Genomic DNA, 26,541 nt, shown 5'->3' on the forward strand with positions numbered 1-26,541 from the left:
AGCCAGTCCAGCAGCCAAGTGCTTGAAGTGCCTTGCGATCGAGCAATTCTTCCTCCTGACTTCCTTAAAGTCAGGCGTCAGGTTACGCAATCACCCTCAAACCCTCCACGGTTTCCTGCGATGAACCTTTTTTTATTGCTCGATGAACCGCCGGTTACGCGTGCTGCAGATCGCGCAGGAAGTTGTCGCGCCACACCGACACGTTGTTCTCGCGCAGCTGCGCGATCATGTCCGTATAACGCGCGCGCCGCTCTGCGAGCGGCATCGCCAGCGCCTGCGACAGCGCATCGGCCATCCCGTCGATATCGATCGGATTGACGATCAGCGCTCCCGTCAGCTCGCGTGCAGCGCCCGCGAAGCGCGACAGCACGAGCACGCCCGGATCCTCCGGGTTCTGCGCGGATACGTACTCCTTCGCGACGAGGTTCATCCCGTCGCGCAGCGGCGTCACGTAGCCGACCCGCGCGAGCCGGTACAGCGCAGCAAGCAGCTGGCGGTCGTACTGGCGATGGATATAGAGGATCGGCGCCCAGTCGAGCTCGGCGAAGCGTCCGTTGATGCGCCCCGACTCCCCTTCGAGCTGCAGGCGGATGTCCTGGTACGCGCGCAGCTCCGCGCGGGTCGACGGCGCGATCTGCAGGAACGACACGCGATTGCGATGCGACGGCTCGTGCTCGAGCAGCTTCTCGAACGCACGGAAGCGCTCGACGAGCCCCTTCGAGTAATCGAGCCGGTCGACGCTCATGATCAGCTTGCGGCCGCGCAGCGAGGTCGCGAGCGTGCGCACCGCCTTGCCGTGCTCGCCGGCCTGCGCGAGCGACGCGATCTCGTCCGGATGCACGCCGATCGGATAGGCGGCCGCGCGCAGCGTCCGGCCGAATGCGCGCACCGTCGCCAGGTGGCCGTCGCGCTCGATCGCGCCGTCCGCCTCCGATTCGATGTAATCGCAGAATGCGCGCAGGTCGGGTTCTGTCTGGAAGCCAAGCAGGTCGAACGCGCACAGCGACTCGACGAGGTCGCGATGCGGCGGCACGCTGACGAGCACCTGCGCAGCCGGAAACGGGATGTGCAGGAAGAAGCCGATGCGGTTCTTCACGCCGGCCGCGCGCAGTGCGCGCGCGAACGGAATCAGGTGATAGTCGTGCACCCAGATCACGTCGTCGTCCTGCAGCAGCGGCACGAGCTGCTGGGCGAGCCATACGTTCACGCGGCTATAGCCTTCGAACTCGTGACGGTCGTACTGGATCAGGTCGGTGCGGTAGTGAAACGCCGGCCACAGCGTCGCGTTCGAGAAGCCGCGGTAATACTGGTCGTAGTCGCGCCGCGACAGGCCGATGGTCGCGAACGTGACCGGCCCGTGCTCTTCGACGCGGATCTGCGGCGCGCCGGACGCGACGACCTCGCCGCTCCAGCCGAACCACATGCCGCCCGTCTCCTTCAGCGCATCGTAGACGCCGATCGCAAGACCGCCCGCCGCCGGTTCGCCTTCCGAAATCGGCGCGACGCGGTTTGAAACAATGATGAGGCGACTCATGCGTCCGGCTGCTCCGCACCGAGCCAGCGCGCGATCTGCTCATGCAGCGCGTCGACCGAATCGAGCCGCGTGCGGGCGGACGTCTCGCCCGCGCCGACCTTGATCGACAGCCCGCCGCGCGCGTTGACTACCGCGAAGCCCTTCTCGTCGGTCAGGTCGTCGCCCGCGAACACCGGCACACGGCCGGCAAACGGCGGCTCGTCGAGGAACGCAGCGAGCGCGCGCCCCTTGTCGACGCCTTTCGGCTTGATCTCGAACACCATCTTGCCCGGCTGCAGCACATACGCATCGGCATAGTCGGCGACGAGGCGCTCGGTGGCCGCGCGCGCCGCCGCCTCGCGCTCGGGCGCGTTGCGATAGTGCAGCGCGACGGCCGCGCCCTTGATTTCGAGCAGCATGCCCGGATGACGATCGACGACGGCCGCCAGCTCGCGCTCGATGCGCAGCAGGCGTTCGTCGTTGAAACCGATGCGCTGCGTGTCACCGTTCGCATCGCGGCGCTCCGCGCCGTGCAGGCCGGCGATCGGCATGCCGGGCATCTTCAGGAACGTGTCGATGTTGTCGATGCCGCGCCCGGACACGATCGCGACCGCGCCGTGCGAGCGGCGCTGCAGCTCGTCGAGCAGCGTCAGCAGCGACGGCGGAACATGAATGCCGTCGGGCGTCGGCGCCAGTTCGACGAGCGTGCCGTCGAAGTCGAAGAAGAACGCGGTGTCGGTCAGGGACAGGGAAGCCGGAACGGATTGCATCGACTCGATAGTGTGAGGGCCGGCCGGCAAACGCCGGGCGGCCGCTGCGCGAATGGAATTGTGCGCATCTTACCGCGCCTGCGCATCGAGATGGGCGAAACCGGCGCGGCGCCGGTATTGCGCTGCCGCCTGCGTCAACTGCGACATATTGCCCCGCTCGCCCGCGGCGTACGGGTTTCGAAAGGACGCGGGCGCGCGAATTGCGCTACAGTCGCAACCGCCTGCCGCGCGACGCATGGCGCCGCGCCGGCCGGCCAACCTTCCGTCCGATCGAGCCCCAGGATGTCGTCTGCCTGCACCACGCCGCACCGGCGCTTTTCCCGCCTCATCCGCACGGCCGCGGCCCTCGCCGCCGCCGTGGCGCTCGCCGCGTGCACGCACGACGAGCCGCGCTGGAACCTGACCAACGTCACCGGCCACCTGCCCGACCTGTCGTTCACGCTGACGGGCGGCGACGGCCATCCCGTCGACGCCGATGCATTCCACGGCCAGGTCTCGCTCGTCTACTTCGGCTATACGCACTGCCCCGATGTCTGTCCCGAAACGATGGCGCGGCTGATGGAGGTGCTGGCGAAGCTCGGCCCGAAGGCAAACAACGTGCGCATCCTGTTCGTCTCGGTCGACCCTGCGCGCGACACGCCGCAGGCAATGCAATCGTATGTCGCCGCATTCGACGCCGCGCATGCACGCGGCCTGACCGGCACCGACCGCCAGATCGAATCGCTCGCGAAGCGCTATCGCGTCGCATACCAGATGGAGAAGCGCGATCCGTCCGGCGGCTACGAAGTCACGCACAGCTCGGCCGTCTACATCTTCGACGCGAGCGGCCGCGCCCGCCTGCTTGCGACCGACCGCGACTCGCCCGACGCCATCGCCGCCGATGTGCGCCGGATCATCGACACCGCCTCCACTACCTGAATTCATCCCGACATGAAAACGAAAACGACCCTCAAGACGCTCGCCCTCCTCGCCGCGCTGTGCGCAGGCGCCCACGCGTATGCCGCCGGCGCGATCACCGCGCAGAACGCGTGGGTGCGCTGGCTGCCGAACAAGCTGCCGGCCGGCGGCTACGTGACGCTCGTGAACACGAGCGACAAGCCGGTCGATCTCGTCGACGTCGACAGCCCCGACTACGGGATGGCGATGCTGCACCAGACCGTCTCGAACGGCTCGACGCAGAAAATGGAAATGGTCGACAAGCTGACGATCCCCGCGCGCGGCAAGGTCGACATCGCGCCGGGCGGCTATCACTTCATGCTCGAGGAACCGAAGCACGCGATCAAGCCGGGCGACACCGTGCACCTGCGCCTGAAGTTCTCCGACGGCGAAACGGTCGATGCGCCGTTCGCCGTGAAATCGCCGGCCCAGGCGAAGTGATGCGCGCGCGATGAACGTCCTGTACTGGCTCGATCCGTGGGAACCGTCGCCCACCGTCGTGATCGCGGTGCTGACCGCCGCCGTGCTGTTCGCACGCGGCGTGAAGAAGGCGAAGGTGTCGCCGCTGCGGCAGTTCTCGTTCTGGTTCGGGCTGGCGGCGCTCTACATCGCGCTGCATACGCGGCTCGACTATTTCTTCGAGCACGAGTTCTTCCTGCACCGCGCGCAGCATCTGGTGCTGCACCACCTCGGGCCGTTCTTCATCGCGCTGTCCTATCCGGGTGCGGCGATTCGCGCGGGCATTCCGTTTCGCTGGCGGCAGCGTTTCGTGCGCCCCGCGCTCGCGTGGGCGCCCGTCCGCGCGACGCTCGACGTGGTGTTCCATCCCGTCGTCGCGGTCGTGCTGTTCGTCGGGCTGATCTATTTCTGGCTGCTGTCGCCGATTCACTTCATCGCGATGCTCGACTGGCGTCTCTATCGCGTGATGAACTGGAGCATGGTGATCGACGGGCTGCTGTTCTGGTGGCTCGTCGTCGATCCGCGGCCCGCGCCGCCCGCACGGTTGTCGCCGGGCCGCCGGATCCTGATCGTCGTCGCGGCGATCCCGCCGCAGATCGCGCTCGGCGCGCTGATCTTCTTCACGCCGCACGAGCTGTATCCGATCTATTCGATCTGCGGCCGTGCATTCACGTGGCTGAGCCCGCTGCGCGACCAGCAGATCGGCGGCCTGCTGCTGTGGATTCCCGGCTCGATGATGAGCGTGATCGGCGCGCTGATCGCGCTGCGGCACTGGCTGCGGCTGTCCGCGCGCGGCCGCCTGATCGATGAAAGGGCCGCGCAGCACGCGGACCGGCCGCCGGTGGCGCACGCCGCGCACTGACTGCTGCTGCGCGGCGGGTCGCGCATTACGCGCGTGCGCTGCTCATCCACACGTGCGGGATGCCGTCCTCGTCGTGCACTTCCGAACTCGGCGCAAAGCCGAATGCCCCGTAAAAACGCTGCAAGTGGGCCTGCGCATGCAGGCTCACCGGCGTATCCGGCCATTGCGCGCGGATCTGCTCGAGCGCGCGCGACAGCAGCTCGTTGCCAAGGCCCGCGCCGCGAAACGCGGCGGTCGTCAGCACGCGGCCGATACGTACGTCGGTGTTCTGCGCATCGGGCAGCAGCACACGCAGATAGCCGGCCACGCGACCGGCCGGATCGAAGGCGGCCAGGTGCCATGCGGCCTGGTCCGCGTCGTCGATGTCGCGATACACGCAGTTCTGCTCGACGACGAACACCGCGCTGCGTGCTTCGAGGATCGAATAGACTTCGCGCGCCGTCAGCGCGTCGAAGGATTTCCAGCGCCAGTCGAGATCGGCGGCGCTCGGGGATGCAGCGGATGCGTTCATGGTCGGTCCTGATTCGGGCGCGCCGGCCGGCGCGCGGCAATCGACGATTATGCCTCGAAGCACCCTCGCCGCGCGACCGACCGTCCGCGCGCAAAAAAAGGCCCCGCATTGCGCGGGGCCTGTCCGTCATGCCGGCATCTGGCCGAAACGGCCGCTGTTGAAGTCCTCGATCGCGGTACGGATCTCCGCTTGCGAGTTCATCACGAACGGCCCGTAGCCGACGACGGGTTCGTCGATCGGTTCGCCGCTCAGGATCAGCAGCTTCGCGTCGCCGTTCGCTTCGATCTCGACGTCGCTACCGTCGCGTCCGAGCTGCACGAACTGCGCTTCACGGGCGACCGTCTCGCCGTTCACCTGCACGGTACCGCTCAGCACGACCACCGCGAGCGTACGTCCTTCGGCGACCGGGAACCGCGCATGACCGCCGGCCACGAGCCGCACGTCCCATACGTCGATCGGCGTATGCGTGCGGGCCGGGCCGCGCCGCCCGTCGAGTTCGCCCGCGATGATCCGCGCACGCCCCGCGCCGTCCGGCAGCTCGACCACGGGGATGTCGGCGTTCAGCAGCGTCTGGTAGCCGGGCGCGCCCATCTTGTCCGCGGCGGGCAGGTTCACCCACAGCTGCACCATCTCGAGCGGGCCGCCCCGCTGCGTGAACCCTTCCGAGTGGAATTCCTCATGCAGGATCCCGCTCGCGGCCGTCATCCACTGCACGTCGCCCGGGCCGATCACGCCGCCCGCGCCGGTCGAGTCGCGGTGCGCGACCTCGCCGTCATAGACGATGGTCACCGTTTCGAACCCGCGGTGCGGATGCTGGCCGACACCGCGCGGCGCCGAGATCGAACCCGGCTCGAACGTGGTCGGGCCGGCGTAATCGAGGAGCAGGAACGGGCTCAGGTGCGCGCCGTGGGACTGGTAGCTGAACATCGAACGCACCGGGAAACCGTCGCCGACCCAATGGCCGCGCGGCGCACTGTACACACCCTGGATCCTCTTCATTGCCTTCTCCGAATTGCGGCGAAACACGTGTTTCGCATCCTGGGTAGAAATATAGTGGTGGAACGATCGATCCGGTAGACTGCCAAAATCGCACTCAGCGTTCCATTTCATGAACGATAAAGCGCGGGATCTGAACGATCTCTACTACTTCGTGCAGGTCGTCGAACACGGCGGCTTCGCACCGGCCGGGCGGGCGCTGGACATGCCGAAATCGAAGCTGAGCCGCCGCATCGCGCTGCTCGAGGCGCGGCTCGGGATGCGGCTGATCCAGCGCTCGACGCGCCGCTTCACGGTCACCGACGTCGGGCAGACCTATTACGCGCATTGCCGCGCGATGCTCGTCGAGGCCGATGCCGCCGACGAAGCGATCGCGCTGCTGCACGAGGAGCCGCGCGGCATCGTGCGCGTCAGTTGCCCGATCGTGCTGCTCGATTCGCTGGTCGGCACGATGATCGCCGCGTTCATGGTCGCGTGCCCGCGCGTCGAGATTCATCTGGAAGCGACCAACCGGCGCGTCGACGTGGTCGGCGAAGGGATCGACGTCGCGATCCGCGTGCGTCCGCCGCCGCTCGAAGACAGCGATCTCGCGCTGCGCGTGCTGGCCGAGCGCGGCCAGTGCCTCGTCGCAAGCCCGGCGCTGCTGCGCGAGCAGGGTGCCCCGGCCGTTCCCGCCGATCTCGCACGCCTGCCGAGCCTCGATCACGGTGCCCCTCAGTCCGCGCACGTGTGGCGGCTGCGCGGGCCTGACGGCGCTCACGCGGAAATTCATCACCAGCCGCGCTTCGTGACGGGCGGCATGCTCGCGCTGCGCGCGGCGGCCGTCGCGGGCGTCGGCATCGTGCAGTTGCCGACGATGATGGTTCGCGATGAGGTCGCGCGCGGCGAGCTGGTGATCGTGCTGCCCGACTGGGCGCCGCGCCGCGAAATCGTGCACGCGGTGTTCGCGTCGCGCCGGGGGTTGCTGCCCGCGGTGCGTGCCCTGCTGGATTTTCTCGCGGAGCGGTTTGCCGAACTCGAACCCGATTGAGCGCGCCGCTTCACGCGTGACCGGCCGCTGCAAACCCAGCGCGCGTGCCGTAGACTGCGGTACGCGCATCGCGCACTCCACAACCCTGATCGCTTTCCCGCCATGTTCACGCTGTCCAACGACCCCAACGCCTCCAAGGCCGATCAATACGCGACGCTCGTCGAGCAGGCACGCGCGCTCGTCGAATCCGAACGCGACCTGACCGCGAACGCGGCCAACTTCTCCGCGCTGGTCTACCACTCGCTCGACCGTCTCAACTGGGCCGGCTTCTACTTCTTCGACGGGACGGAACTCGTGGTCGGGCCGTTCCAGGGCAAGCCCGCCTGCGTGCGGATCGCGCTCGGCAAGGGCGTGTGCGGCACGGCCGCGCAGACGCGCGAGACGCAGGTCGTGCGCGACGTGCATGACTTCCCCGGCCATATCGCGTGCGACGCCGCATCGGAGTCGGAAATCGTCGTGCCGCTCGTGGCCGCCGACGGCACGCTGATCGGCGTGTGGGACGTCGACAGCCCGGTCGCCGCGCGCTTCGACGACGAAGACCGCAAGGGGATGGAAGCGCTGTGCCGCGTGTTCGTCGAACACGCATGGCAGAAGGCGCGCGGTTGAGCGGCGGCCAGGCCGCGCGCCTCCAGCGAACTACCGGTCGCCGCGTTCGCGCGTAAATCGCGCGCACCGCGCAACCTCGAACGAAAACGAAACGGGCCCCGCAAAGGGGCCCGTTCCACTGTGCCACCGCACCACCCTTCGCGGCGCACTGCAGGTATCAGGCGGCGTGCGTGCCGGACAGCGCCGGGAACGCCTGCGGCTTCGCGTCCTCGGTCAGCACCTCGAAGCCCGTTTCCGTCACGACGACCATGTGCTCCCATTGGGCCGACAGCGAATGGTCCTTCGTGACGACCGTCCAGCCGTCCGCCAGCATGCGCGTGTCGCGCTTGCCCGCGTTGAGCATCGGCTCGATCGTGAAGATCATCCCGGGCCGAAGCGGCACGCCGGTGCCCGGACGGCCGTAGTGAAGCACCTGCGGCTCGTCGTGATAGACATCGCCGATGCCGTGCCCGCAGTATTCGCGCACCACGCTGAAGCCTTCGCGATGCGCGACCTGCTGGATCGCGTAGCCGACGTCGCCGAGCGTCGCCCCCGGACGCACCGCGCGAATGCCCGCGTGCATCGCCTCATAGGTCGTCGCGACGAGGCGCCGCGCGAGTTCGTTCGGTTCGCCGACGAAATACATGCGGCTCGTATCGCCGAACCAGCCGTCCTTGATCACCGCGATGTCGAGGTTCACGATGTCGCCGTCGCGCAGCGGCCGCGACGTCGGAATGCCGTGGCACACCACGTGGTTGACCGACGTGCACAGCGTCTTCGGATAGCCGTGATAGCCGATGTTCGCCGGGATCGCGCCGAGCACGTCGACGATGTATTCGCGGCAGAGCACGTCCAGCTCGTCGGTGGTGACACCCGGCTTCACGTGCTCGGTGATCATCGTCAGCACCTGCGACGCGAGCTTCGCGGCTTCGCGCGACTTGGCGATTTCCGCGGCACCGCGGATCGGGATTTCTCGTTTCGCCATTACGCCACCTGCTCGATGCCGTGCTCGACCGGTTCCGCCGGCCCCGCCTCACCGCCCCGTGCTTCGGCCTCGATCAGCATCCGGCAGATGTCGCCATAGGACAGCGCCGGATTGAGTTCCGCCAGCATCCCGACCCGCAGCCAGTGTTCGGCCTGCGCATTGATCGAGCGGCTCAGCGCCGTGCTGGTCGAGCGCAGCCGCTCGTGCATGTGCTCGGAAATCTTGATGATACCCATATATCCCCAATTAAACGAAACGTAGTCGATTCGTATATTACGCCGCGCACGACTGCCGGGCAAGCCGTTCGAATTCCGTCGAGCCGTCTGGGATCGATATCGTTGACATTGAATTCCAGTTTGCTGGAAAATAAATCCATCATGAAAGAATCAGCCACCGCCGTTGCCGACGACACCGGCATCAACGAACGCATCGCCCGGCGCGTACGCGACCTGCGCACCGTGCGAGGCTACACGCTCGACGCGCTGGCCGCGCGCTCCGGCGTCAGCCGTTCGATGATCTCGCTCATCGAACGCGCTTCGGCCAGCCCGACGGCCGTCGTGCTCGACAAGCTCGCGGCCGGGCTCGGCGTGTCGCTGGCAGGGCTGTTCGGCGGCGACCAGGACGACACGCCCGTGCAGCCGCTGGCCCGCCGCGCGCAGCAGGCCGAATGGCGAGATCCCGCGTCCGGCTATGTACGCCGCAACCTCTCCCCGGCCGGCTGGCCGTCGCCGATCCAGCTCGTCGAGGTGGATTTCCCGCCCGGTGCACGCGTCGCGTACGACAGCGGCGGACGCGAAAGCGCGCTGCATCAGCAGGTGTGGGTGATCAGCGGCCGCGTCGACGTCACGTTCGGCGACACGCTTCACGAACTTCAAGAAGGCGACTGCCTGGCCATGCGGCTCGACCAGCCGCTGATTTTCAGCAATCCGTCGTCGCATGCCGCCCGCTATGTCGTCGCGATCTGCGATGCGTCTGCCGCCGCCGGCGTGCGGAACCTCTGATGAGCGCGTCGTCGCAGCAGCAATGCGCACGCCCTATTTATTGCCTACAGGAGCCGGTATGAATTCCCCGAAACAGCGCGACGACGTGCGCCTGATCGATTGCAGCGAGGCCGAGCATGCGCCGGCCATTCTCGAGATCCTGAACGACGCGATCGCGAACTCCACCGCGCTGTACGACTACAAGCCGCGTCCGCCGGAAGCGATGGTCGCGTGGTTCGCGGCGAAGCGCGCGGGCGGCTTCCCGGTCATCGGCGCGGTCGACGCGTCGGGCACGCTGCTGGGCTTTGCGAGCTGGGGCACGTTCCGCGCGTTTCCCGCCTTCAAGTACACGGTCGAACACAGCGTGTACGTGCATCGCGACCAGCGCGGCCGCGGGCTGGGCGAGGTGCTGCTGCGCGAAGTGGTCCGGCGCGCGCGCGAAGCACAGGTGCATGTGGTGGTCGGCTGCATCGATGCAACCAACGCAGGAAGCATCGCACTGCATACGAAGCTCGGATTCGTGCATTCGGGCACGATCACGCAGGCGGGATTCAAGTTCGGCCGGTGGCTCGACGCGGCGTTCTATCAGTTGACGCTCGACACGCCGGCGCAGCCGGTGGATGGTTGAGCGAAGCGCGCGACGAACGAGCGGCATCGCACAGCCGAAGCCCGTTCGAGCATCGCGCTTCAACCGCTGAAACCAAAAAGTCCGCTCACAGCGGGCTTTTGCTTTTAGGCATGCGCTACGGATGCATTTTCCTGGAGAGCCGCTGCCCGTCTCGCACGAAACCATGATGCGCATAAAAACGGTGAGCGTCCGGGCGTTGATCGCCGCTCGTCACTTCCAGCTTCACACATCGGCCGCTCTCGAACCAACGTTCTGCAGTCGCCATCAGTGCACCGCCAATTCCGCATCCCCTGTGACGCTCGTCGACGACCATGCTCGTGATGCGCCCGAGATTTCCGGCTGCATGAAAGAGCGGCAGGATGTGCAGGCTGATGCTGCCGACCACCTCGCCGCCCATCGTTGCCACACATACCCGGTCACCCGGCTTGTCGGCGAACGACTGCAATTTTTCATGAATCAGCGCGGGCGTTGCCTCGTATCCAAGCTGGCACAGCAGCCTCGCGATTGCGGCGCAATCGGCTAGCCGCGCCTCCCTCGTTTCAAGCCCGGGGGTGCTCAATTCGCTTCGCCTGATTTCGCCATCGATCGCCTCGGCGTCTCGCGCAGGACTCGAACGCCCGCTGATCGCGCCATGCTACCGCACCCGCCCCGCCCACCTCCGAGCCGGACGCAGAAAAAAGAAAAGCCCCGCCGAAGCGGGGCTTTTTCTCGTTCTACCTGGAGGCGCGAGCCGGAGTCGAACCGGCCTAAACGGCTTTGCAGGCCGTCATACAATATGATGTATCAATCACTTACGATGATTAGCCACTCAAATTGGCCATCCATGCTCCGGCTCGCTCAGTGGCGTCAACTGTCTCTCGAAACCATCAGTACAATAGTTGCGCGACGACGAGACCAGGTACGCCGCATTTAACAAACGAGGATCGAATTGAGTCTTCCAAGAGATAATGCTGCAACGCGGCTGTTTGAACTTCTATCCGCTGGCAAGCGAATCAATGCTACGACTGTTTGCCGAGAAGCTTGGCGCACGATCTTGCGTACGGGCGAGGACGAAGCATTGCTTATGACGCGCCTTGGACAAGCGATGTCTCTGGCACCTGCAGCGCGCGAAGCAATGCTGCGCCACTACCCGAACCAGTCCGCCATGTGGAATCACTGGTTCGCACAGGTCACTGCAGCGTTTATCCAGCAGCAACTAGCTGGACAGTGGGCTACATTCATCAACGTCATCGACCAACATTCGATGACCTATCTTGAGATGAATGCTGAAATGCTTGGGACACGAGAGCCAATATCAATTTTGGAGCAGACAACGACAAGCGACCTCCAGGAGAAACTTTCAGCACTTAAAAGTGACCTTCTCGCAAGCGATCTGCCGGAGTCCGCAAAAATCGCAGTTCTTCGACACGTCGAACGCCTGATCCGAGCACTAGACGAATATTCGATTACCGGTGCCGTTCCTATCTTGGATGCAGTCGATAGCGCGGTCGGTCATGTGATGCGTGATTCTCAATATCGATCTGCGTTACAGTCGACGAGCGTGGGCGAACAATTCATTAGTATCCTGTCGGTGGTAGCAAACGTGGTCACAGTCGCTCAAGGACTCCCCCAACTTGGCGATGCAGTCACTGCTGCAAAGCATTATTTGACAGTTCTTACGAGTTGATTGGAATCATTCGAACGATCCCCGTAGTTCAGGGGACGGAATGATAAGCCCAAGGCCTGTCCAGCAAGGCTCCCGCCCCTTGCTGTAGCAAATTTGTAGCACGTGAAAAAGCCCGCTCATAGCGGGCTTTCGTGCTTCTGAGCGTCAATCCTGCCACTGATTCGAGACTTGGATGGTCCGCCAGCGGTCGCCCCTCCCAAAGTAACTAGGTTGGCCCACGCGACGACCAATGAGAAGATGGTTCGCACCCGGTGTCTTTCCAGCGGGTGGAGAGTCCAATGAGCAAAGAGTCAAACGACGTCGCCGATCTGAGACGCTTCGCGATATCGCTGAGCGATGAACTGGAAATTGTCTCTGAGGAGGTGGTCAGATTGATGCATTGCCTCGACGCATATCAAATGGTACTGGAGGGGTGTGCGTCGCCCACAGAGATCCGCAGACCGTCCTACGGGAGGTCAAAAACCAGATCGAGCAGGTTGCCCGGATACTGTCGACCGAGCCGACGGCCCGAGACCGGCACCTCGGCCAGCTCATGGAGCACATCATTCCCCTACTGCTTGCACTTGGTCGACCAGGCTGCCCGTAATCAGGAGGAGCAACGGCAGCTTCGCCGCCGGCTACCTGAACCGCCCCGGGAATCGTGGAGGCTGGTTGGTCTAAGTTGATGCGAGTTCAGCGGCAGCTGTTTCAAGTTGCCGATAGTAGTTTGCCTCAGCTTCGGCGGGCGGGATATCCACGCTCGATGAGGTCAAACAATAGATGCAGTAACCCGGTCCGCGCCGATGCAGGAAAATCGGCATCAACCTGCCCATGCTGTCCTCTAGCTCGAGCCGAGAAGGGAGGTTGTCATCAATTTGCTGCCTATCGAAACGTAGACGATCACTTGACTTTTCGCGGTCAACTAATATCAGCTGAGCGCTTCGCAGACAGCCTGCCACAAATGCGGGCAAACGGCCACGCCGTCGGTCGAGGATGAAATGACAAGCACAAGGCCAGTGCAGCGCGGTTCCCGCTCCCGGGATGTAGCCAACCAGTAGTGCGCGATAAATCCCGCTCGCAGTGGGCTTTCGGCCGCAGGCGAGACAGGCTGCTGCGTCGCCGCATGGCAAGAATCCCAAGTGATCCCGCACGATGCACTGTCGAACTCGGGCCCGGATACATCTCAGTCGATGCTATCGACCGAAAACAGCAAACCGCCATTACAATGACGCGCAACTACGATTTGAACACGGGACATGAAAAATTCAACGGTGGCAAAGCTATTCGCACTTGCAGCAGGACGGTGCAGTATCTGCAGAATTAACGCCTGGCAAGAAGGCGTCAAGATCTCAGACATGGCACATATAATTGCGCAAAGCGATGATGGCCCGCGCGGAGACGAGGAATATGACGGTGATATTGATGGCTACAACAATTTAATTCTACTCTGCGCCATTCACCACAGAATTGTTGATGGAAATCAAGAGGAATATCCTACGCAACGCCTTCTCGATATCAAAGCAGATCACGAACAATGGGTCGAGACGCTTCTTGCGGATCACTCCAAACGACACGTTGATATTGACGCACTAAACGCATTAATGCGATATTTACCCTTCATCCAACTTCGGTCGGCTGTCGAATTCCTACCAGGACGACTAAATTGGCCGATTTGGACAGCAGTAGAAACTTTAAATTCATTCCCAATCGACAAGCCGCATTGCGAAGAATTTCACGACTCGTCTCTGAACGAACACTATAAAAATTTCTGCAACGCACTGATGGAAATTGATCGAGCCACATCCGAGCATATTGACGATCACGAGCCTTATTTTTTCCCAGATGGAGAGGGAAAATACATGCTTAGGTCAAGAAACTTACTGTACAAAGAGCGTATACTTTTGGAAGATCGCGTGAACCGAGCAACGGAAGTCTTCTTACCCGTCTATAAGCGATTCTTGGATTTTCTAAAAAGCAATTATCCCGAAGTGGATATAACAAGCTTCCGATGGAATAGCTGACGGAACCTTTCCGTCATTCGCAGCAGTGCTCATGTTGCACAGTTGGCACCGAAAACCGAAACACCGTTCCATATATGCTGTTAGACTCTGCCAAGTCGAGGCACGGTTGCGAATCGATGATTTATGCGAGGGGCTCGAGCACTGCTCGGATTCGCCCCTCGAAGTTGATCGATGAATTAACTGCGGACGCTTTGCATCAAATTAAACCAAACGCCACGATTCTCATATTGGATCAACCGAATACTATCCAGCCTCTAAGGGCATATCAGCTGTTCCAGTGGCATCCTTCGCTACAACTGCAGTAGCTTGCATGGGCTTTAGCCAAGCGCCCAAGAACGCCAAGCAATCTTGGACTGCTGGAGAGCCCGTAACACCTTCTTGCTCCAATAAGTCTGTCTGGTCTAAAACTACACCTAGACTCATTCCTGGCTTCTCGCGCTGGCCTTCCACACAGAACGCAGCCTTTAGGCGCTTGGCTGCTATGGCACAAGACTGTTCTGGCGTCGCATCAGCAGGCGGACTCCAGCTAAAGCGTGCGTCGAGGAAATCCAGCGTCTGATTCAACCCAGCATGTCCAGAGCGACACTCGTGCACAACGTCCTCCAGCGTACCACTATCTTCCGCGGACTTCTTCCAAATGTAGGCTGCCGTTGTGCCAAATGGGCTGTCCTGCATGACTGCCGTGGTGTCAGGAATGGCTTGCCAACTATTGGAAAGCCATTGCGAATCACCGATCATCGCAAGATCTGCACTGATGTCATGTCGTGCCCCGATAAGTCCGCGAGCATCTGCATCGGCGAACACAATGTAGCTCAAGATCGCTCGATTTGCCGATTGCCCCGCCCGCACAAAAGTAGTTGGCGTATCAAGCAACGCAAATACCTTCTCGAGAAAAGGCGACATATTCGCCTTTCGATTCGATCCGCCGTAATTAAAAATCATAACCAGTACTTCATCTCGCCCCAAAATATAATCCGGCAGAAAAAATTTCTTGGCGAGATCGAGACGCAAATCGTCCGCAGCCCGAGTCTTGAAACTTTGCTGCAGCACATTCGAAATCGGATACGGTAGCTCTGACAGCTTGAGCTCTACCTTTTTAAATGAAAGCTGCGTCTTTAGCAATTTATTTAGAAATGCTGCATCGTGCGGACCTTCGCAGAACATCAAGTGTGCACGGAACCATTGCGCCATTATTGGGCACCTCGCAGATCGACATCGCCCGCTTCTAGCAACTTCTTAAATGCCGGCCCTGAAAAGTCACGCGTTCTAATTCCTTCCTCGGCGTTAACGATTGCGTGACATGAGAGATCCTCCGTTTCTGGGATCGCCTCAATGAAGGCATCAATGCATTCCTTGCTGTGACTCGTGATGAATACCTGGACATTGAATTTTTTCGCCATCTCATGTACAAAACGCGAAAATGGCGCAATTAATCGATAATGAATTGCGTTCTCAAACTCGTCAATCAGCACGACGCCGTGCTGAGCCGAAGCGAACAGCAGCGACAGCAAGAACATTCGCTGCAAACCCTCGCCGTAGCAAGACAAATCAACGCCAGAAGAGAATTGTCGATCCACCACCAAGAACCGCTGTCGCTCATCTGTCAGGCGAATATCCTCTAGCGTCGGCAGCAAATTCTTACGTAAAAATTCGAAAATGTCCGGTAGCGCCTTCGACTGAACACTCTTATGGTAAAGGCTCGTGTATCGATGGGGCTCGTTGAAGAAAAATGGGCTACTAAAAATCACGGGGCATAGAAGGCGAATGCTATCAGCATGCGTTTCCCGGTCCTGACCTTTATAGATTCGATTCAACGATGTCAACTCAGTCGGACCAAAACTAGACTCAATTTCGATCGAGCCAAGGTAACGAGTTCGCTCGATTGCCGAGTCTTCTTCAAGGTATTGCCGAATATTAACAGTCGCCCGAGCCTGATCATAAGTTCCATCAATGCATAGCGCCTCATTGCCCAATTGTTCCAGCATCCATTCTGGGTCGAGTTGATCCGTAGCCACTTTTCCGCGTCGACGCATTACATCTAATAGACCATCCAAATCGTTCTGTCTCGCGAGTAGATAGATGGCCTCCAATAGCGACGTTTTGCCTGAATTGTTTATGCCCGCTATGATGTTAATTCTGGCCAATTGGGCCATGTCGACTCCTGCCAGCCGCCGATACCGCTGCACATGGATCCGACTAAAATGGGAATCTACGCGATCACGGAATACAGCTTTTTGTTCGACACCGCTTAGACCTGAGGCACGCGCCCGGTCTATGATAGATTGCAATTTCCCGCGAACTGCCTCCAGATCAGGCAAATTTTGCGGGTTAATTGCCAGCTGCGTCAGCGTCTCCACATCGGCCGCCACGGAGCGGACAGCTGCTTGCTGCCGCTCGCGAAATACCAAATCGCTCGTGCGATAGGCACCATTCAGATCTCGATTTTTTTTGAGATACTCCAGCGCTCGGTCGTCATCGATCACCTTGGCCAGCGTGTCCACATCATCACGCCGTGTGATTACCGGTTCAAGGTACTTGCCACCGTAACCCACCGACCCATCATCCTCCGTTTCCTCCGTTGGCTCACGCGACATCAGCGAAAAGAAGAAATCCCGATTTGCAGTGTTGTGGGTGTGGCGGTCACCGTCATCCCACTCCATCCAATTTTTCAGCGCCGCACTCCGAACGGCATGACGGAAAATAGGAAACATGGATTCGTTAAACTGATCGCCGTAATCCGAAGCACGATATTCGGCCACCAATGAGAGTGCGCGCAGGCTTCGGCGCACCTCCACTTTGGTGATGCCAATGCGCTTGCAAATCTCGTCTTCGGTCAATTGGTAATCTTTATGCAGCGACTCCAAAAGTTGAGCCTGGTTCCATTCGCCCCATTTCTTATTCCCGCTAATATGTTTCAGGGCCATCAACGTCAGCTGATGTACCTCATCGACGTCGGTATATAGCACCACCGGAACCTGGCTGAAGACCTCAGGCTGAAGCCGCCCCAAGTCGATGCCTTTGGACTCATGCTCCTGTTGCAAGAATTTCAGAGCAGCAACCCGACGGTTGCCCTCAACGACCAGAAATCCACCTCCAGGAAGTTCTCGAATGAGAATCTGGTCGACGCGGAGGTAGCCGTTAGCCTTGAAACTCTCAATCAAATCCTGGATGTTTTGGTTTTTGTCCCCACAAAGCAGGCGCATTGTTCGCTGCATTACGTCACGGTTTTTCACCTCTACATCGGTGACCGTCTTCTGATCGGGTTCGTGAATAATGCGGAAATTGTTCGGGTCTAGGAACAGACTGCGCAGGCTGATTCGCCGAAGATTGGCCGAAGCCTTTGGCGCGGCGACGTCATTGTCGGGGGGCGTCTGATCAGACATGGTTAAGCTCCGTGTACGTTATGCGCGATTCGTCGAGCCGCATAGTCCGTGCGCCGTGCGGACCACTAGTTGATTGGCATTGCTTTGTCACTCGCCACATCCTCGCACCGGAATGCGTACGCCGGACGACAGGTAACCATGTACGCGGCGATAAGCCATCACCATCTTTTCCCTCCTTGTTGGCGAGACTCCACACTTCGGTCTGCGCGGCCGCTTGCAGCACGGCATTAGTCTGTGGCTCTACGCGAGCACTCATCATTTGGCCTTTTGCTGCTGCCATAGCTCGCTCCTTTAAGCAGGACGCCAGCATATCGCCTGCTTCATGAGGAGACAAGGTTGAACGTGGAGTACAGCGCTGCGCCGCCCGTGAATACCTCGACGTAGCAATCGTGAGCCGGAAAACGCGGAATGATGTGGTCTGCCAGACGGCGCTTGCCGCCAATCCAAGGAATGATGCGATTTGCCATTATGAAAGCCGTTTTTAAACTTGGTGTAGAATCCGACCCGCCGACCGGTAGGTAGCAGGGCCTTAGCCGATTCACTGGCGTAGACAGTGGAAAGGAGACCGGGTGGCGTGTTGCCGCACGCCTCTCGGTCTGTTTCTTTCGAGGCCGGCGCGCCTCGATTGCCGCGTTACTGTGGTCGATTGGTTTGCGCGTTGCCGATCAACGCGTCGTAGCTGCGCTCGCATTGCTGGCCGGCGACGCCCCGCTCGTCAGCAATCTTCGCCAGCTCTCCCGCGCGCTCGTCAGCCCGGCCGAACAGGTCGGCAAGCAGATCGAGCGTATCGCCGGTTGCCGAGCTTCCGGCCTCAGCGGCGGCACGTCGCGTGTCGGCAACGAGTGCGGCGACCTGCTTGCGCAACCCATCAGCAACGCCATCGGCAACAGCAGCATCGGCGCGTGCCTGATCACGTTCTTTCGCAGCATTGGTTGCAATCTCCTCTTGAGCCGCCAGCCGGCGGCCAAATTCATCACGTTCAGCCCGCAGATCGTCGATCTGCTTGACCTGATCGGCGACCTTGGCGGACTGATCCGCATCACGGTGCCCTTTGAAGTACCCGCCCGCCGAACCGGCAATGACACCGGCAACGACGAGCAGCCAGATACGCGGGTCGATCCATGTCATGCGACCACCTCCCCGCCCGCCGCGCGGTACGCAGCCAGCAAATGTTCGACCTTGTTTTCGTGCTGGCCGTACCCGGCCCCCGGCAGACTGGCCCATACGTTCGATACCTTCGCCACCGCCTCGCGGAACCGGCCGGCGTCGATCAACGGCAGTGCGCCGTGCTCGCGCAGCTGCTGCAGCGCATACCGGTCCTGCGAGATCGGACCGAAGTCCGGCAGCTTCATCTGCGCTTGATAGATCCGCCACCAGCGCGCGAGGATCTGATAGCGGCCGGCGGCCGTCGACGGCACCGGGATCTGTCGGTTGAGCACGTTCGGATGCGCGGCATAGCCCGCGAACAGCAGCGGGCACGACGGCGTCGAGCCGACGAGCACGTTGTAGCCGTCGTCCGACTTCGCCAGCAGATCGGAACCGATCTCACTCACGGCGATCATGTCGAGAAACGCGACGCGATTCCGACCGCCGGCAGTGGTAACAGTGATACGCGCCATCGTCACTTCTCCCCGAACAGTCGCTTCGCATTCCGACGCAGCAGCACCTCAAGGTACTGCGATCCGATAATGCCGAGCGCGCTACCGAGACCGAGCAACGCGATCGGCGGCAGATCCGGGATCTGCAACAGCGCCAAGCCGGCGACCATCGAAGTCGCCGAGCCCAATACGGCCCTGCCGGCGACAAGCCGGAACGTCAGCTGTTCGCTACCTACCAGCACCTTCGCGACACCAATCAATCCACCCATGATCACCAGCTCCAGAATGGTTTTCTCGTGGTCCTGCATTCCACCCCCGCAATAAAAGAAAAAGCCGCCCGAGTTGCCCCGAGGCGGCTGCCAGAAATTGATGCACGTGCGTGTTACTTCGGCGGCGACGGTACGACCAGGTCGACTTTCTTCGTCGGCTTCTTGCGGTGGCCGACCTTCGCCTTGCCCTTGTTGCCGGCGTTCAGCTCCACCGACGTCTCCCACCCGTTGCCGGCATAGGTGTGTCGAACGGAATCGACCAGAAAATCGCCGTCCGCCTCCTGCTTGAAGCCGGAAAGCTTCACCGTCTTCTCGGCCGATATGTCCGTGCGCCCCTTCATGCGCAATACGCTGCGCGCGGTGTGCCGATTCAGCTTCTCGAGACGCGACTTCGCACCGGCCTTCGCGGCCTCTGGACTGGCGAACGCATGGCGCTCGGTATGTACGGCGGCGGCTCCCGGCGGTGCGTCCGGATTCGGGATCGTCAGGTCGATTTTCTTCCCCGTTTTCTTGTCGTGCACCTTCGTCCGTACGGCAACGAAGCTGGCGCGGTCAGGAAACGAGATCTCGTAGTCCGTCAGATCGGCCGGCGTCAACGTGATCGCCGGCAGCGGCTTGCCGCTTGCGCTCTTGCCGCCGCCGATCGGCCCGACGATCAGCTTGCCGGCCTTCACCGTCGCCGTTGCGCCGTACTGCCGCGCGATACGCGTGATGAAGTGCAGGTCGCTCTCCCCGAACTGATCCGCGCGCGGAATCGCCGCGTCGACCGAGCACGCGGCGACCCATTTGTTGCGTCGCGCGACGTCGCCGACGATGTCGGCCAGCTTCACGTTCGTCCAGCTACCATTGCGCTGCGTCTTCGACGTCGCCCGCATGTTGGCCGGTCGGCCTCGGATGATGATCGTCGCCGGCGGTCCGCGCAGCACGATCTCGTCGACGGCATACTCGCCGAGCATCGACAGCCCATGCCCTTCCCATCCGAGCGAGATCTTCAACGTCGCGCCCTTCGGCGGGAATCGGACCTTGCCATCCCGATCGTCCAGCTCGATCTCGCATTCGTCGGCCTCGAGGCCCGGTTTGTCGGTTGTCTGGATCCGCAGCACGCGGTCCTGAATCAGGCGCGTGATGTCGGCGCCGTTCGCGACGACCTGAAAAATTGCACGCATCGTCCCTCCGTCACGACCAGAGCTGAATCGGTTCGTCGCGCGGCGTGTCGAGATCCGGCATCGTGATCAACACGCCAGACCGGAACGGCTGCGGCTCGCGCGCGAGGCCGGGATTGGCTTCGTACACGGCCTCGACGGTCGCCTTCAACGTCCCGTAATGGGCGTAGCAGAGCGAGTCGAGGATGTCCCCGTCAGAGGTTCGCAAAATCTTCGCCATAACGGCCAAACTCCAGACTGTAGGTTTGCTTGCGGGGCGCACCGTCCGACATCAGCGCCTCCTGCTCTTCGTCGACGCTGTGCAGATACCAGCGTCCGAGCACGTCGCCCGTGCCGGCCGTCAGTTGCACCGGCTTCAACTTCGCGCCAATCGCGCGCAGCGTTTCCAACTGACGGAAACCGGCACCGAGCGACGGAAACACGACGCCGGACAGCGTGATCGTGTCGCCGCCCTGACTCACCGGCTGCTGCGCCTCTTCGCGATTCAAGCGTTCCTGCGACGCGATCTTGAAGCGCGTCGAACGCCGCAGCTTGTCGTACGCCGCCGTCGACAGCCCGAAGTGGAACGCGTCCCCGTCATCCGTTGATAGCGTCAGCAGATGAGGGGTGGAAGACGTCGCGCTGTCAAACAGGCCGGAGAGAACCGAACTCAGGCCCGTCGTCTGCGCGAACGACTTCAGCGCACCCATCGTCTGCTCGCCGACCAACGCGGTGAACTGCGTTTTCGCATCGCCCAACGCGCCCATGACCGACTGCGCGGCCGACTGGATCAACGGGTGATTGACGCCCCCGATCATCTTCAGCACGCCACTGACGGCCGCACCGGTTGCCGAGAAGCTGCGCATCACCGTGCCGATCTGCGGACTCAGGTCGCCGGCCACCGACAGCAGGCTCGTCGCCCCGCGCAGCAGGTCGGCGGCCGACGTGAGATTTCCCGTCGCCAGCTTCGTCAATGTGTCGACCGTGTTCTGACTCGCGCTCCGGTTCCGATCGAACACGCGCACCACGTGCCGAACACGTTCGGACGCGATACTGGCCTGCGTTGCCGCCTGCGTCACACTCGAAATGAAGTCCATCCACTACCCCTTACAGATGCGGTGCATCGAACATGGCCGACCGGTTGCTCTTATCCATCGACTCGGTCATCGTTCGCTGAATCAGCGGATTGATGCGCGCGAGCAGCTTGTCCGCGATCTCCGCGTCCGTGCCGCCCTCGACCTTGATGTGGAACACCGGAGCAAACGAGTTCTGCTGCTCGACCTTGACCGGTCGCGACTGCGGCGAGTCCGGGCCAACCGCCACCTTCGCGGCCGCCTTCGCCGCATCGCTGTCGCCGTCCTTCGAACCCGTCGCCCAGCGCGCCATCGCCCCAAGTAACTTTCCCCCGGCGAACGTACCGATCGCACCGCCGAGAACGCCGCCAATCGCGACGCCAAGCGGCCCGCCGAGCGCTCCGATACCTGCCCCGAGCTTCGCCCCGACCATGCCCCCTGCGAGCGAACCACCGATGCTTGCGTACCCTTCCACCTTGCGCGCGGACGACTGATCGCTGTGCGCAACCGCGTACGCATCCTTGGCTGCGAATGCGATTTTCAGGACACTGGCGGCGGCGGCCAGTTTCCCCGCGTAAGGCCCGAAACGACCGACGACCGACCGAAACGCCCTGATGACACGACCGAGGCGACCGCGCGGAACGGGGCCGCCGCCGGGGCCGCCGCCAGAGCCGCCACCGGCCAGGTCGCCGAGCAAGTCGCCGGCCGCCCCGCCGAGCCCACCACCAAGGCCACCTCCCGGCCAGTTCACAACAAACACACGCTGCACGCCCCCAGCAGCACCGCTCAACGCGTCGAGCGCGTTGCCGACCCGGCCACCGGCAGCACCACCCCCGGCCCGTCCACCGCCACCGCGTCGCGCCAACCAACCACCGCGCAGAATGTCGAACACACCGCGCCCTATGTTCCACGCGGCACGTGCGCCACGAACGGCAATCGCCGTGCCGATGACGCCGACGACTGCCGCCGTCGCACCAGGTGCGGCGTCCGATGCGCGCTGCACCGTTGCGCCCGTTCGTTTCGCGACCTTGCCGGCGAGATCCGTCACCGGCCGCAGCGCATCGCCGATACTGCGCATCGCGTCGTCCCACTGCTGGACGACCTCGCTCCAGATCTGCTTCGACGTTGCACGCCGATCAGCGAGATCTTTCTCCATCTCGCCGTTCGCGTCCGCTGCGTTGCGCTTGAGCTTCTGATAAAGATCGGCGTTCTGCATGTAGGCCGTGAGCGCGGCTTTGACCTGCATGTCGCTGAACAGGTCGCCGGTTTTCATCGTGTCCTCGAAGGCTCGCATCTGCGCCTGACGCTTGGCGGGATCCAGCTCGCTGTTGAGCTGCTTCGCTACCGCTGCGAGCTGCGCCGCCTTCTTCGGATCGACACGCTCGATGTACGCCCGAGCGAGCACGAACGACGCTTCCAGCGTCGACCAGCCCTTGCCGATCGCCTCCTTCATCTTCGCTTCGTAATCGACGCCGGCCTTCTTGTAGTTGCGTTCGGTCTCGCCCGAACCGATCTTCGAGAACCAGTTTTTGAGGTTGTTCGCCGCCTCGTCGGCGTTGCCGGCGGTCTTCATCTGAACCTGCAGCATCGCGCCGAGCTGCGTCACGGAATCCTGCCCCGTGATACCGATCTTCTTCATTTCGGCGAGCAGCACCGGGAACCACCGGGCCATGTCGACCGACTCGAACGAGCCCTCCTTGCCGAGATACGCGATGGCCTCCAGCGCTTTCATCATCGCCTTGGGGTCCGTGATGTTGGCGTTCTGCTGCAGTGCCTGAATCATCTGTGCGGTCTCGACGCTCGATGCCCCCTGACCCACCGAGAATTTCGCAACGGCCGGTCCGAAGTTCAGCGCTCGATCGACGTCCATCCCGCCGGCGACCATCTGGTTGACGGCGTCGGCCAACTCGTTGCGCCCCATGCCATTCGACAGCGCGTCACGGCGGATGCGCTCGGACATCGTGCGTTCCTGCTCGGTGCGCGCGATGCCTGCCTTGATGGCGATATCCCGGATGATTGCCTGATACTGTGCTGAGACAGCGGTCGGTATGGCAACGGCCGCGCCAAGCTTCACCGCGTCACCCGCCGCATTGCGCATGCCCTCTCGACCGGCGGCCAGACGCTCATGGCCTGCAGCCTTCAGCTCAAGTCCCCGCACCGTCCGGCCGAGCCGGTCGTATGCGCGATCGAGGCGGTCGACCTCGAAGCCCGCATCACGCAACACACGGAGGTTGTTTTCCAGCTTGCGCCGGATTCCGTCAGCTGCGCTGTCGCCGGCAAGATGCAGACGGCGGAACTCCGCCTGCAGCTTGATCGTGTCACCGATCTGCCGCTGCCACATGCCGCGCTCGCTCGCAGCCCTGCGCAGCCCGGCGATCTTCGAATTCGTATCGGCAAACGCCTTACCGAGCGTTGCCGACACAGCACCGCCGATGACGATGCCAAGTGCAATATCGCGTGCCATGTCATTCCCCGGTCAATCCGTCAGCCACCACAACAATTCGTCGATCGTCATGTCGTCAACCGACTGCGGCTGCGTTCCGTACTCTTTCATCATCCGCCGGGCCAGCGCCCTCACCGTCTCGATTGGAAGCCGGACGAACGGATCGAAAGGATTCGTACGCACGCTGCATGGCGTCGTAGTCGACCATGTCCATTGCTTCGATATCGTCGGGAGCGACTTCGGCCAGCGCCGCGAACAGCACGATTTCGCGCAGCTCGTCGTCGCCCTGCGCCTGCTTGCTCGCGGTACGCATGTCGCGCACCTTCGGGCGGCGCATCACCAGCTCGTTGCGCACAACGCCGTCGAACGAGACGGGATACTTCAGCGTGATCTTCACGGTTTCCATTCAGCACCTCAGAAATGACAAAGGGCGGTCAACGGACCGCCCCTCTGGTTATCGAAAAGTTACTTTGCCGGCATTGCCGTCGACTGACGTTCCTACATGCCGAGCGCCTTACGCACGTCGGCAAGCTGGTCGACGCCGTCGATGACGCGGATCATGTTGAGCACGTCGATCTCACAGATCACCGCACCGTCGATCTCGGCCTTGTAGTACGACAGTTCGGCCGTGTACTTCAGCTCCGACGTCGAACCCGGCTTCCAGCTGCCGGGATCGTATTCGGACAGCATGCCGCGCATGATGAGCGCGACCGATTTCACCTTGCCGCGCGTGTCGCGGAACGCACCGCGAAACGTCGCGTTGAATGCGTTGTTGTCGGCTAGGCCGAAGAACTTCAGCACGTCACGCTCGACGCTGCCCATGGTGAACGCCGCCTGCAGCCCCTCCATGCCTTGGTCGACCTTGACCGGCGCGTCCATGCCGCCCGCGCGATAGTCCTCCGTCTTGATCTTCAGCTTCGGCGGACTGACTTCGGGCGAGCGGCCGGCAAAGCCGCGCCCGTCGACGTACAGCGCCATGTTGTTCAGAGTTTCCGGGACCATGCGTCACCTCTTACGATTGCGTGTCGAGAACTTCCGTCAGCCACTCGTTCGTGACTTCGAAACGGAAGATCGGGTTTTCTGCGGGCGGGACGTCCGTGAAGCGGATGTTCCAGTACACCTTGCCCTGTTCGAGCTGCGACGCCGAATTGAGCTTCGGATCCGGGTACACCTCGAAGTTGATCACCGCACCCTGCGTGCGCAGGTCGCGCATAAACATCCGCAGCCCTTCGGTCACATCCTTCACATACGTCGCCGTGATACCGCGATCGACCGCCCACTTATGGCCGGCCTGCACGGCGTCCATCACGATGTCGAGCGTGCGCACACGCGTCACGAACGACCACTTCGGATCGGCCGACAACGTGCGGTTGCCCCACAGGCGGAACCCACCGTCGCGGATGATCGTCGTGATGAACGAGTTGTTCAGCAGGTTCGCGCGGCACGTCTCGTCACCGTCGAGGAATTCGATCGGCCGCTTCGTGCCGCTGATCCCGACGATCTCCTTGTTCGACGGCGACGCCCAGAAACCGATCGCCGCGTCGGTCTGGCAGAACAGACCCGCAGCGTACGCAGATGCCGGCGCGTCGACGTCCGCGTTCTTCGCCGTGTCCCAATACCGCACGCCGGGATCGACGAGATACAGCCGCTTGCTTCCGAAGTTCTTCGCGTACTGGATCGCATCCTCGTCGGTCTTGTTCGGCCCGTCGACGATCGCGATTGCGCGCAGCTTCGCGGCCAGCTCGTCGGCGGCCGTCGCGACCGGCTGCTTGGCCGTATGCCCCGGCGCGAGAAGCAGCCGCGGCTTCAGGTCGAACAGCGATTTACCGTCGAGCAGCGCCTGCATGCCGGTACGTACACCGCCCGCCGACACGCCACCGATGATCGCGGACGTCAGCTCGGCGTCGGTCTGATCGGCCGGCACGCCGACCGCCACCATGACCGTCTTGCTCTGCTTGTAGACGCCCTGAATCGCGCGCGTGATCGCGCTCGTCTCGCCGAACGCAGCGGCGGCGTCGTACTCGCTGGTGATGCGCACGGGTACGTTCGGCGCGACGAGGTCCGGACCCGGCGTGTAGGTGTCGGCGATGCCGACGACCGACGTCGACGGCACGGCGATCGTACGCGGGCCGACGTCGACGAGCACGGTCGTCACGCCGTGATAGAAAGAAGTAGCAGCCATTCAGATCTCCGAGAAAGCTACAAATAAAAAGGCCGCTCACCGAGCGGCCACACATACGGACGAGTCGACATTGGCGCTACACCGTTGCAACCGGCTGTGCACCTGCAAATGGTGGTGGAGACGGTAGCTCCGCATTCGGCCAGCCGGGAAGGTCGCTGGCTTCCCGCAGCGATTGCCGATAGCGGAGCAGCGTCGCAAACTGGTCCGCCGTCAGAGTCGTCCCGTCACCCAACAATTGCTCGTCCTGATGCCGGGAAACGAGCCAGTCTGTCGCCTTCAGTGCCGCGTCACGCTGCGCACGTTTTGCATTGGCGAGTTCCGCTCGCGTTGGCGGCGGCGGATCGACAGCGATGGGCACTCTGTCTTTAACCGCGAGGCGCTTTCCGGTCGCTTGTGCACGCATGAGATCGTCCAGTTGCTCTGCGGTGATCTCGATGACTGCCACTCCATCAGGAGCGGGACTATCGACCGTGTCGTAAAAGGCAACGATGTTGCCATCCGCGCTGTACGCGGCAAGTTTTTGCCCCACG

At 62.3% G+C, this 26,541-nt stretch carries 29 protein-coding genes, 1 tRNA gene and 1 pseudogene; 9 read left to right on the plus strand and 22 right to left on the minus strand.

Annotation, left to right across the window (positions count from 1 at the left end; all coding sequences use genetic code 11):
- Positions 1-154: 154 nt before the first annotated feature.
- Positions 155-1,534, minus strand: coding sequence for an alpha,alpha-trehalose-phosphate synthase (UDP-forming) (gene otsA, locus C5O79_RS02395; RefSeq protein WP_046545265.1), 1,380 nt, complete (start codon positions 1,532-1,534; stop codon positions 155-157).
- Positions 1,531-2,283, minus strand: coding sequence for a trehalose-phosphatase (otsB, locus tag C5O79_RS02400; protein WP_046545264.1), 753 nt, complete (start codon positions 2,281-2,283; stop codon positions 1,531-1,533). The genes otsA and otsB overlap by 4 nt, the downstream gene beginning before the upstream one ends.
- Positions 2,284-2,565: 282 nt before the next feature.
- Between otsB and C5O79_RS02405 the strand changes: the two genes are divergently transcribed.
- The 3 genes from C5O79_RS02405 to C5O79_RS02415 are packed head-to-tail and all read left to right on the plus strand — an operon-like array spanning position 2,566 to position 4,540.
- On the plus strand, positions 2,566-3,201 hold the full coding sequence (locus C5O79_RS02405; protein WP_046545263.1) for an SCO family protein: 636 nt from the start codon (positions 2,566-2,568) through the stop codon (positions 3,199-3,201).
- A 12-nt stretch (positions 3,202-3,213) separates the two neighbouring features.
- Positions 3,214-3,660, plus strand: coding sequence for a copper chaperone PCu(A)C (locus C5O79_RS02410; RefSeq protein ID WP_011351435.1), 447 nt, complete (start codon positions 3,214-3,216; stop codon positions 3,658-3,660).
- A 10-nt stretch (positions 3,661-3,670) separates the two neighbouring features.
- Positions 3,671-4,540: a cytochrome c oxidase assembly protein gene (locus C5O79_RS02415; RefSeq protein WP_122473704.1), complete on the plus strand. Its 870-nt coding sequence runs from the start codon at positions 3,671-3,673 to the stop codon at positions 4,538-4,540.
- Between the two features lie 25 nt (positions 4,541-4,565).
- On the opposite strand, the gene C5O79_RS02420 is transcribed toward C5O79_RS02415, so the two are convergent.
- Together C5O79_RS02420 and C5O79_RS02425 are read right to left on the minus strand one after the other, a co-directional pair.
- Positions 4,566-5,051, minus strand: coding sequence for a GNAT family N-acetyltransferase (locus C5O79_RS02420; RefSeq protein ID WP_039348323.1), 486 nt, complete (start codon positions 5,049-5,051; stop codon positions 4,566-4,568).
- Positions 5,052-5,177: 126 nt separating this feature from the next.
- On the minus strand, positions 5,178-6,050 hold the full coding sequence (locus C5O79_RS02425; RefSeq protein ID WP_046546304.1) for a pirin family protein: 873 nt from the start codon (positions 6,048-6,050) through the stop codon (positions 5,178-5,180).
- Between the two features lie 109 nt (positions 6,051-6,159).
- Between C5O79_RS02425 and C5O79_RS02430 the strand changes: the two genes are divergently transcribed.
- Positions 6,160-7,077, plus strand: coding sequence for a LysR family transcriptional regulator (locus C5O79_RS02430; protein ID WP_039348327.1), 918 nt, complete (start codon positions 6,160-6,162; stop codon positions 7,075-7,077).
- Positions 7,078-7,179: 102 nt separating this feature from the next.
- On the plus strand, positions 7,180-7,683 hold the full coding sequence (locus C5O79_RS02435) for a GAF domain-containing protein (protein ID WP_046545261.1): 504 nt from the start codon (positions 7,180-7,182) through the stop codon (positions 7,681-7,683).
- Between the two features lie 157 nt (positions 7,684-7,840).
- On the opposite strand, the gene map is transcribed toward C5O79_RS02435, so the two are convergent.
- Both map and C5O79_RS02445 read right to left on the minus strand, forming a co-directional pair.
- Positions 7,841-8,647, minus strand: a complete 807-nt coding sequence (gene map, locus C5O79_RS02440) for a type I methionyl aminopeptidase (protein WP_039348332.1) — start codon at positions 8,645-8,647, stop codon at positions 7,841-7,843.
- Positions 8,647-8,883 (minus strand): ParD-like family protein, encoded by a 237-nt coding sequence (locus tag C5O79_RS02445; protein ID WP_046545260.1) that lies wholly within the window; start codon positions 8,881-8,883, stop codon positions 8,647-8,649. Before C5O79_RS02445 ends, map begins: the two co-directional genes overlap by 1 nt.
- 141 nt (positions 8,884-9,024) lie before the next feature.
- Here C5O79_RS02445 and C5O79_RS02450 point away from each other — a divergent pair, with 141 nt between their 5' ends.
- Together C5O79_RS02450 and C5O79_RS02455 are read left to right on the plus strand one after the other, a co-directional pair.
- Positions 9,025-9,648, plus strand: a complete 624-nt coding sequence (locus C5O79_RS02450; RefSeq protein WP_046545259.1) for a helix-turn-helix domain-containing protein — start codon at positions 9,025-9,027, stop codon at positions 9,646-9,648.
- Positions 9,649-9,706: 58 nt separating this feature from the next.
- Positions 9,707-10,255 (plus strand): GNAT family N-acetyltransferase, encoded by a 549-nt coding sequence (locus C5O79_RS02455; RefSeq protein ID WP_039348343.1) that lies wholly within the window; start codon positions 9,707-9,709, stop codon positions 10,253-10,255.
- 115 nt (positions 10,256-10,370) lie between these two features.
- Here the strand turns inward: C5O79_RS02455 and C5O79_RS02460 are convergent, their stop codons facing one another.
- On the minus strand, positions 10,371-10,814 hold the full coding sequence (locus tag C5O79_RS02460; RefSeq protein ID WP_047850501.1) for a GNAT family N-acetyltransferase: 444 nt from the start codon (positions 10,812-10,814) through the stop codon (positions 10,371-10,373).
- A 159-nt stretch (positions 10,815-10,973) separates the two neighbouring features.
- Positions 10,974-11,085, minus strand: a tRNA-Ser gene (locus C5O79_RS37980).
- 98 nt (positions 11,086-11,183) lie between these two features.
- Between C5O79_RS37980 and C5O79_RS02465 the strand changes: the two genes are divergently transcribed.
- Together C5O79_RS02465 and C5O79_RS02470 are read left to right on the plus strand one after the other, a co-directional pair.
- Positions 11,184-11,921, plus strand: a complete 738-nt coding sequence (locus tag C5O79_RS02465; protein WP_131931097.1) for a hypothetical protein — start codon at positions 11,184-11,186, stop codon at positions 11,919-11,921.
- Positions 11,922-13,156: 1,235 nt separating this feature from the next.
- The gene (locus C5O79_RS02470; RefSeq protein WP_131931099.1) at positions 13,157-13,921 is read left to right on the plus strand and encodes an HNH endonuclease; all 765 of its coding nucleotides are present in this window, start codon (positions 13,157-13,159) and stop codon (positions 13,919-13,921) included.
- Between the two features lie 243 nt (positions 13,922-14,164).
- On the opposite strand, the gene C5O79_RS02475 is transcribed toward C5O79_RS02470, so the two are convergent.
- From C5O79_RS02475 to C5O79_RS02540, 14 genes and pseudogenes are all read right to left on the minus strand, one after another.
- The gene (locus C5O79_RS02475; RefSeq protein WP_131931101.1) at positions 14,165-15,112 is read right to left on the minus strand and encodes a hypothetical protein; all 948 of its coding nucleotides are present in this window, start codon (positions 15,110-15,112) and stop codon (positions 14,165-14,167) included.
- Positions 15,112-17,304, minus strand: a complete 2,193-nt coding sequence (locus C5O79_RS02480; protein WP_131931103.1) for an AAA family ATPase — start codon at positions 17,302-17,304, stop codon at positions 15,112-15,114. Before C5O79_RS02480 ends, C5O79_RS02475 begins: the two co-directional genes overlap by 1 nt.
- Before the next feature lie 347 nt (positions 17,305-17,651).
- Positions 17,652-17,771, minus strand: a pseudogene (locus C5O79_RS02485) (DNA adenine methylase); the annotation flags it as partial.
- A 166-nt stretch (positions 17,772-17,937) separates the two neighbouring features.
- On the minus strand, positions 17,938-18,432 hold the full coding sequence (locus C5O79_RS02490; protein ID WP_131931105.1) for a DUF2514 family protein: 495 nt from the start codon (positions 18,430-18,432) through the stop codon (positions 17,938-17,940).
- Positions 18,429-18,923 (minus strand): glycoside hydrolase family 104 protein, encoded by a 495-nt coding sequence (locus tag C5O79_RS02495; protein ID WP_131931107.1) that lies wholly within the window; start codon positions 18,921-18,923, stop codon positions 18,429-18,431. The genes C5O79_RS02490 and C5O79_RS02495 overlap by 4 nt, the downstream gene beginning before the upstream one ends.
- 2 nt (positions 18,924-18,925) lie before the next feature.
- Complete coding sequence (locus C5O79_RS02500; protein WP_131931109.1) at positions 18,926-19,210, minus strand: phage holin family protein; 285 nt, start codon at positions 19,208-19,210, stop codon at positions 18,926-18,928.
- 74 nt (positions 19,211-19,284) lie between these two features.
- Complete coding sequence (locus tag C5O79_RS02505; RefSeq protein ID WP_131931111.1) at positions 19,285-20,337, minus strand: contractile injection system protein, VgrG/Pvc8 family; 1,053 nt, start codon at positions 20,335-20,337, stop codon at positions 19,285-19,287.
- Positions 20,338-20,347: 10 nt separating this feature from the next.
- Positions 20,348-20,554: a tail protein X gene (locus C5O79_RS02510; protein WP_131931113.1), complete on the minus strand. Its 207-nt coding sequence runs from the start codon at positions 20,552-20,554 to the stop codon at positions 20,348-20,350.
- On the minus strand, positions 20,529-21,410 hold the full coding sequence (locus tag C5O79_RS02515) for a phage tail protein (RefSeq protein WP_059585230.1): 882 nt from the start codon (positions 21,408-21,410) through the stop codon (positions 20,529-20,531). Before C5O79_RS02515 ends, C5O79_RS02510 begins: the two co-directional genes overlap by 26 nt.
- Before the next feature lie 10 nt (positions 21,411-21,420).
- A complete protein-coding gene (locus C5O79_RS02520; RefSeq protein ID WP_131931115.1) occupies positions 21,421-23,850 on the minus strand; it encodes a phage tail tape measure protein in 2,430 nt (809 codons plus the stop codon).
- 55 nt (positions 23,851-23,905) lie between these two features.
- Positions 23,906-24,235, minus strand: a complete 330-nt coding sequence (locus C5O79_RS02525; protein WP_131931117.1) for a phage tail assembly protein — start codon at positions 24,233-24,235, stop codon at positions 23,906-23,908.
- A 92-nt stretch (positions 24,236-24,327) separates the two neighbouring features.
- On the minus strand, positions 24,328-24,831 hold the full coding sequence (locus tag C5O79_RS02530; RefSeq protein WP_069617823.1) for a phage major tail tube protein: 504 nt from the start codon (positions 24,829-24,831) through the stop codon (positions 24,328-24,330).
- A 10-nt stretch (positions 24,832-24,841) separates the two neighbouring features.
- Positions 24,842-26,011, minus strand: a complete 1,170-nt coding sequence (locus C5O79_RS02535; protein WP_131931119.1) for a phage tail sheath family protein — start codon at positions 26,009-26,011, stop codon at positions 24,842-24,844.
- 76 nt (positions 26,012-26,087) lie between these two features.
- Complete coding sequence (locus C5O79_RS02540) at positions 26,088-26,540, minus strand: tail fiber assembly protein (RefSeq protein ID WP_205746218.1); 453 nt, start codon at positions 26,538-26,540, stop codon at positions 26,088-26,090.
- Position 26,541: the final 1 nt, after the last annotated feature.

The organism is Burkholderia sp. SRS-25, from assembly GCF_004343765.1.
In the GTDB taxonomy this organism is placed as follows: domain Bacteria; phylum Pseudomonadota; class Gammaproteobacteria; order Burkholderiales; family Burkholderiaceae; genus Burkholderia; species Burkholderia contaminans.

Coding starts and splice junctions, on each gene's coding strand:
- C5O79_RS02500 (WP_131931109.1), bottom strand. CDS start 19,210: ATGCAGGACCACGAGAAAACCATTCTGGAGCTGGTGATCATGGGTGGA.
- C5O79_RS02505 (WP_131931111.1), bottom strand. CDS start 20,337: ATGCGTGCAATTTTTCAGGTCGTCGCGAACGGCGCCGACATCACGCGC.
- C5O79_RS02415 (WP_122473704.1), top strand. CDS start 3,671: ATGAACGTCCTGTACTGGCTCGATCCGTGGGAACCGTCGCCCACCGTC.
- C5O79_RS02435 (WP_046545261.1), top strand. CDS start 7,180: ATGTTCACGCTGTCCAACGACCCCAACGCCTCCAAGGCCGATCAATAC.
- C5O79_RS02455 (WP_039348343.1), top strand. CDS start 9,707: ATGAATTCCCCGAAACAGCGCGACGACGTGCGCCTGATCGATTGCAGC.
- C5O79_RS02405 (WP_046545263.1), top strand. CDS start 2,566: ATGTCGTCTGCCTGCACCACGCCGCACCGGCGCTTTTCCCGCCTCATC.
- otsA (WP_046545265.1), bottom strand. CDS start 1,534: ATGAGTCGCCTCATCATTGTTTCAAACCGCGTCGCGCCGATTTCGGAA.
- C5O79_RS02470 (WP_131931099.1), top strand. CDS start 13,157: ATGAAAAATTCAACGGTGGCAAAGCTATTCGCACTTGCAGCAGGACGG.
- C5O79_RS02445 (WP_046545260.1), bottom strand. CDS start 8,883: ATGGGTATCATCAAGATTTCCGAGCACATGCACGAGCGGCTGCGCTCG.
- C5O79_RS02490 (WP_131931105.1), bottom strand. CDS start 18,432: ATGACATGGATCGACCCGCGTATCTGGCTGCTCGTCGTTGCCGGTGTC.
- C5O79_RS02530 (WP_069617823.1), bottom strand. CDS start 24,831: ATGGTCCCGGAAACTCTGAACAACATGGCGCTGTACGTCGACGGGCGC.
- C5O79_RS02510 (WP_131931113.1), bottom strand. CDS start 20,554: ATGGCGAAGATTTTGCGAACCTCTGACGGGGACATCCTCGACTCGCTC.
- C5O79_RS02495 (WP_131931107.1), bottom strand. CDS start 18,923: ATGGCGCGTATCACTGTTACCACTGCCGGCGGTCGGAATCGCGTCGCG.
- C5O79_RS02430 (WP_039348327.1), top strand. CDS start 6,160: ATGAACGATAAAGCGCGGGATCTGAACGATCTCTACTACTTCGTGCAG.
- C5O79_RS02475 (WP_131931101.1), bottom strand. CDS start 15,112: ATGGCGCAATGGTTCCGTGCACACTTGATGTTCTGCGAAGGTCCGCAC.
- C5O79_RS02480 (WP_131931103.1), bottom strand. CDS start 17,304: ATGTCTGATCAGACGCCCCCCGACAATGACGTCGCCGCGCCAAAGGCT.
- otsB (WP_046545264.1), bottom strand. CDS start 2,283: ATGCAATCCGTTCCGGCTTCCCTGTCCCTGACCGACACCGCGTTCTTC.
- C5O79_RS02410 (WP_011351435.1), top strand. CDS start 3,214: ATGAAAACGAAAACGACCCTCAAGACGCTCGCCCTCCTCGCCGCGCTG.
- C5O79_RS02525 (WP_131931117.1), bottom strand. CDS start 24,235: ATGGAAACCGTGAAGATCACGCTGAAGTATCCCGTCTCGTTCGACGGC.
- C5O79_RS02425 (WP_046546304.1), bottom strand. CDS start 6,050: ATGAAGAGGATCCAGGGTGTGTACAGTGCGCCGCGCGGCCATTGGGTC.
- C5O79_RS02515 (WP_059585230.1), bottom strand. CDS start 21,410: ATGGACTTCATTTCGAGTGTGACGCAGGCGGCAACGCAGGCCAGTATC.
- C5O79_RS02520 (WP_131931115.1), bottom strand. CDS start 23,850: ATGGCACGCGATATTGCACTTGGCATCGTCATCGGCGGTGCTGTGTCG.
- C5O79_RS02420 (WP_039348323.1), bottom strand. CDS start 5,051: ATGAACGCATCCGCTGCATCCCCGAGCGCCGCCGATCTCGACTGGCGC.
- C5O79_RS02535 (WP_131931119.1), bottom strand. CDS start 26,011: ATGGCTGCTACTTCTTTCTATCACGGCGTGACGACCGTGCTCGTCGAC.
- C5O79_RS02450 (WP_046545259.1), top strand. CDS start 9,025: ATGAAAGAATCAGCCACCGCCGTTGCCGACGACACCGGCATCAACGAA.
- map (WP_039348332.1), bottom strand. CDS start 8,647: ATGGCGAAACGAGAAATCCCGATCCGCGGTGCCGCGGAAATCGCCAAG.